We start from the raw sequence: 5,455 nt of genomic DNA on the forward strand, positions 1-5,455 counted from the left end.
CTGGGTGCCGCAGTCCCGATCGCCCGCGACCAGCACGCCCGCTACGGCGACATCATCATGACCAAGGAAAACACCTGGGACATCCCCGTCACCCCCGACCCGGCCATCGCCACACTGACCCGGGAGACCCCTGGGGTCACCAACGCCGACCGGTGGCGCGTGCTCGGTGTCGACGCCACCAACGGCACGATCGAAGCACAGCGGCTCAGCGATCACGCCCGCGCAATCCTGCCCGCCGACTACGCCCAACACAGTGTCGTGCTCGGCTACGCCGGCACCATCCACGCCGCCCAAGGCGCCAACGCCGACGTCGGCCTGGCCATCGGTGACGCGGAGAAGATGACGAAAACCATGCTCTACCCGGCCATGACCCGCGGCTCCATCCTCAACCGCATCTACATGACCGTGCCCGTTGCCGGCGAAGACGAACACCACACCAGCTCCAGCATCGACGCCGAACCCACGGTCTACTCGACACGCGAAGCCCAGGCAATGCTGGCCGGCATCATCGGCCGCGACGACCGCGAACACACCGCCCTCGCCGAAGCCGAGCACGCCCTGGACCGGATGCGCGGCGGCGAAGAGCCCCACAACTACCTCGACCACTTTGACGGCATGGACCCCTACGTCGCCGACCTCGCCTACACGAGAACCGCCCTACGGGAAACGCGGACGGCCGAACACATCGGAGAACAGCTAGCACGCGAGCGCGAAGCCGCCGACACCGGGCGTGTGCGGCAGCAAGGCCGCCACAGTGTTGTCGAACGCGACGGCTACGCCCGTGACGACTACGACGGCGGACTTGACATCAGTTGAACCCAAATACTGAAAGTTCTTCAGCGGTGTGAACCCACGGGGGACGCGTCGCTAAGGATCGTGTCACCAGGTACAAACGGCAAATACGTGTCGGCTCGGGACAAGAGGTCCACCCGGCGGCGTTGGACGCGGCACAAGCCACCATCGACGACCTGGAACATGGAAGGGTGCTGGGCAAACTACTCGAGGAGCGGCACGTCAGCGGCGATCTCACCGGACTCGCACGAGTCAAGTTCGACACCCCAGGCCGGCGGCCACAACGATTCCGCGTGACTACCGGCAAGTCGATGAGAACACCCGCCATGTCCTGGCCATCGGGCTCCGTGATGAGCACGCGATTTATAAGATGACTGCTCGCCGCGTCGCACAGCACTGATCGCTGGGCAACAGACGCCGGGAGTGCCCGAAATGGATCGGCTATTCGTTACACCCTATGACGGCTCAGGCTGGGACCGGTGTGAACCCGGCGCCGGGAACGCCGTTGGCGTTGATGTCGTCGAGGATTGCGTTGAACAGCTCGATCACCGGGCGGTCCCTTTTCATAAAGGTGTTGACCGTCTCTCGGGGTGACGACCACGGGGTGGCCATTCGTCATTGGAGTTGATGAACGTGTCGTGGCGGACTTCATCGCTACCGTGCCTGCGTGGGCGGAGCTGCCATCGCAGCCAGCCAGCCTTCACCGCGGAGCATCTGTTTAAAGTCGAGTTTTGTTCGCCGTCGCACGCGCCACTCATCCACCGCTATGATGGGCCGGGTCGGCGGCACCCTGCCGCCTGACCAAACGGGGTCAAGTCCACGTACGAGAGATAGGCACTGTGGTTAAGCCCTGGGATCTGCTTTTCGACACGCTGCTTGGTGGCAGGGATGAGCTTGCAGGGCGTGTCGTTGAAGGCATGCAGGCCGAGCTTCCTGCCTACCGCGTGCTGCCTCGGGAAGTACTTTATGGCGAAGTCGGACTCCAGATCGAGCGGATCGTACGGTCGGCTCGCGCTGGACGCGCGGCCGTGAACGAGTCCGAGCTGGCGGAGTTGGCCGCTATCGGTGAGGAACGGGCGCAGCAAGCCATTCCGATCGCTGAGCTGCTCCGTGCCTGGCGCATCGGTATCGAGGTCGTCGTCGACTCCGCGCGTGAAGCGGGCCGCAGTCTTGGCATCGATGCCACTCAAGTGTTGGAGTTAGTCCAGTCGACCTTGGCGTGGTCCGATGTTGCGATGGCGACGATCGCCGGCGCGCATCGCAAAGTTGAACTCCTACACGCTGAGCGAGGCTGGCGCGCGGTGTTTGCGCGCAGGGTGCTGTTCGGCGAGATACCAGCAGCCGAGCTGCGCTTTCATGCCGAGGCATTCGGCCTTGACCCTGCTGGCGAATACGTTGCCGTTCGGGCCGGAGTGGATGAGAACGCTCCTGCAAACAAAATTGAGAAAGCACTCGGCTTTGGTGACCTGATGCGGCCCTCCCGCGGGCTATGTGCGCCTGTTGATCATTGCATCGTTGGTTTTTTGGGCGAGCCGCCATCCAGAGACTTCGACGGTGTCGTCGGTTACGGTCCGGCCTGCCAGCTGGAGCAGCTAGCCGAGTCCTACCGCCTAGCTACCCGTGCACACCTGACAGCGCAGGCTTGCGGGCTTCGGGGCGCGCACGACATCGAATCGCTAGGTCTCCGGCCGGCTGTGGTAACGGACGCCGACGTTGGGGAGTCGCTGCGGAAGCGCTACCTCATACCACTCGCCGCGCATGGCTCAGCTCGCGAGCTTGTATCGACGGTGCACGTGTACCTGACGTGCGGGACCAACGTCGAGCAGACAGCAGCGCGGTTACTTGTCCATCAAAACACCGTGCGGTACCGGCTTGCGCGATTCGAAGAACTGACCGGGGCCGACTTGCATGACACGGAGGTTCTGTTCGAGGTGTGGTGGACCCTCGAACGGTCGGCGATGGGTTTGTAGTTGTCACCATAATTGGTCGACATCCGAGGCGCGATATCTAGAGATATCTCCATGTTCATCCTTACCTAATTATGCGATACTTCCTACGGACTTAAGTCTATTGACCATCTTTATTCAGGAGTTCCTATGCGAGCATCGCTTCGTCCCTACGCCACCGCCGGTGTCGTCCTGGTGGGTGCCAGCCTGATCGTCGCCACTCCGGTGGCCCGGTCCCTGCCCGATATCCAGATGCCTGGGGTTCGACTCACCACCAACGACACTTACGTGGTCGACTCACCTGATCATCTGGTAGGGCTGATCGTCGGCGGCAGCGGCATGCCCATACCCCAGAGCCCCGTTTTCAACGGTTATGTTCCTGCTGTCGACGCCCTCTTCATGCAGAGGATTTTGCCCGGCGCACACTCAGTAGGTGTGTTCACGCCGGAGGGAGCGGAGCCGATTTTCTCCGGAGTCAAAAGCCTGCCATTGGGCACATCGATGAATCAAGATCAGATTATGTTGAACGACTATATCACGCAAAATGTCGATGCAGGGAACACCGTCGGTGTTCTGGGCTATTCCCAGAGTTCGATGGTCTCCTCGAATATATTGAGTGAGCAACAATTGCAGCACGAGGGCGTGCCAACCGACGCCGTAAAATTTGTGTTGATTGGCGATCTCGGTAATCCGAACGGCGGCATAGATGCGCGCTTCGACACGACATATCCAGCTTTCTCGACACCACTCACCGCTATTACGCCGCCGGACACTCCGTATGTTACTTCCATTTACACACTTGAATACGATGGATTCGCCGACTTTCCTAAATATCCGCTCAATATTCTATCAGATCTCAACGCAGAGCTCGGCTTTGGATTTGTGCATTCCAACTATCAATACCTTACGCCACAGGAGGTCGATGCCGCCGTTCAATTGCCAACGACTGCGGATTACGTCGGCAACACCAGCTATTACATGATTCCGGCCGCCGACGACCCTGTCGCCGGTCCCACGTTGCCCCTGCTACAGCCGCTACTTCTTGTCCCGGGGATAGGAAAGCCGCTGGCCGATTTGCTGCAACCAGTACTGACGCAGATCGTCAACCTCGGCTACGACAATCCTGCCAACCAGGGATGGGACGCTGGACCGGCCAACGTTGTCACCGGTATCGGACTTGCCCCCTCCACCGAGCAGGTACAGACCGCCATGAACAACCTGGGACCGGCCGTCGAACAAGGCTTTCAGGCCTTCACGAACGACATCAACGCCGAGCTAGCGAACCCGTCATCCATGTTTACCAGTCCGCTATTTGAAGGCGCGACGATTAACACGTCGGAATTGACGAAAGTGCTGTCGTCACCGACCGATTTCAGCAATGCGTTCACCGACGCGCTCCAAAAGATTCAGGAGCTTCAACTCCCGGAGACAGATACCTTCGACACGTTTGCGTTCACAATACCAACACATTTTATGGACACTTTCATGGCCAACCTGAGCGACGGCCCACTCGGAGCACTCGGATTAGCGGTTGGCCAGGCCATACAACAGAGCACGTTTGTTGACATGGTTGACTTGTTCACAATTGTTCAACAGCTAGGTCCGGCGTTGAACGATTTTGGCATTGATATACCGTACCTTGACCAATTCGCTGCGCCAGTATTCACACCGTGATAGCGCACTTTTCGTGCTATAGGCGTCTGACGGGGGTACGCCGCCGGATCGCAATCGACCGTGACATTTTGGCACAACCAGACGGTCCATGCTTAGACATGATGGGCATTCCAAATCGGAAAACCGTTCAATAGCTTTGTCGGCATCCACGCATCTGCTTAATTAGTTGCGTCCAGTGGCGTGGTGTACGAGCTGATGGGCCTGGTGGGCGTGTCGTAGCCCGGTAGAGGGCGGTCATCGCGTGATTCTTCGAAACGACCAGCAAAGTCAAATCGAAGGAGATCAACGCGATGACCAACGATCACCTTACCGATGTGCCTGATCGGAAAATACGCAACTGATGCGTCCGGTGATGCTGGTGGGGCTATTTTTACGCCTGCGAGGCGTCCCGGGAAAGGAACTGCCCCATGGCCGCCAACTCTGCGCTACTCTGAACGACGCCAGGATGGTCACTTTCGATGAGCAGACCTGGTCACTTTCGCTGAGCGTCAGCACCCCATCGAGTGCGGGTACGGCAGGTCGGCGATATTCACGCTGTAGTACGGCACGGTTACGGTTTCCTTTCCGGAAGTTCGGTCGCAAACCGGCCCGCGAAATAGCGGTGCTCGGCGGCGGTGAGCTCATCGCACTCCTAACACTTCAGCTTTGCCACGGCTTTTTAGGTTCGGTGCGAGGTGCGCGCATTGGTGCGCTTTCGTCCCAGCCCGGTGGCAAAGCGGCACCCGATGAGCGGCCCTGGCGTTCCTTGGTGAAGCTGGGCGCCTCCGGCAACGGCGGCGGTGGGAACGGCCACCAATCGGTTGAGCCGTGCACCGCCAGCCAGCCCTCCAACACCCCGTAGGCGGCCGCCATCAGGAACGTGGCGGCACCCTGGACGCACACCCACGGCAGGATGACCGCGGCCGTCATGGTCTGCGAGGAAGACGGGTCGAGCACCGCGGCCGACAACGCCATCAGCACCGCGCCGATCCACGCCAACGCGGTGATCGGGATCGAATGCAGCGACTCCGGGGCGGGGGTGACCCGGCGGGCCAGAGCCCGGT

At 60.3% G+C, this 5,455-nt stretch carries 2 protein-coding genes and 2 pseudogenes; 3 read left to right on the forward strand and 1 reads right to left on the reverse strand.

Going from position 1 to position 5,455, the window contains the following annotated elements; all coding sequences use genetic code 11:
- The 3 genes and pseudogenes from AC2VOU_RS14260 to AC2VOU_RS14270 all read left to right on the forward strand — a co-directional run.
- Window positions 1–816, forward strand: a pseudogene (locus tag AC2VOU_RS14260) (hypothetical protein); the annotation flags it as partial.
- An 815-nt stretch (window positions 817–1,631) separates the two neighbouring features.
- On the forward strand, window positions 1,632–2,762 hold the full coding sequence (locus tag AC2VOU_RS14265) for a PucR family transcriptional regulator (protein WP_486957970.1): 1,131 nt from the start codon (window positions 1,632–1,634) through the stop codon (window positions 2,760–2,762).
- A 126-nt stretch (window positions 2,763–2,888) separates the two neighbouring features.
- Window positions 2,889–4,412, forward strand: a complete 1,524-nt coding sequence (locus AC2VOU_RS14270; RefSeq protein WP_486957971.1) for a PE-PPE domain-containing protein — start codon at window positions 2,889–2,891, stop codon at window positions 4,410–4,412.
- Between the two features lie 639 nt (window positions 4,413–5,051).
- Here AC2VOU_RS14270 and AC2VOU_RS14275 read toward each other — a convergent pair.
- A pseudogene (locus tag AC2VOU_RS14275) lies at window positions 5,052–5,455 on the reverse strand (hypothetical protein); the annotation flags it as partial.

It is taken from the genome of Mycobacterium sp. TH-M25, from assembly GCF_057473665.1.

Excerpts from the sequence above, each read along its gene's own strand:
- AC2VOU_RS14270 (WP_486957971.1), top strand. The coding sequence starts at position 2,889 with ATGCGAGCATCGCTTCGTCCCTACGCCACCGCCGGTGTCGTCCTGGTG.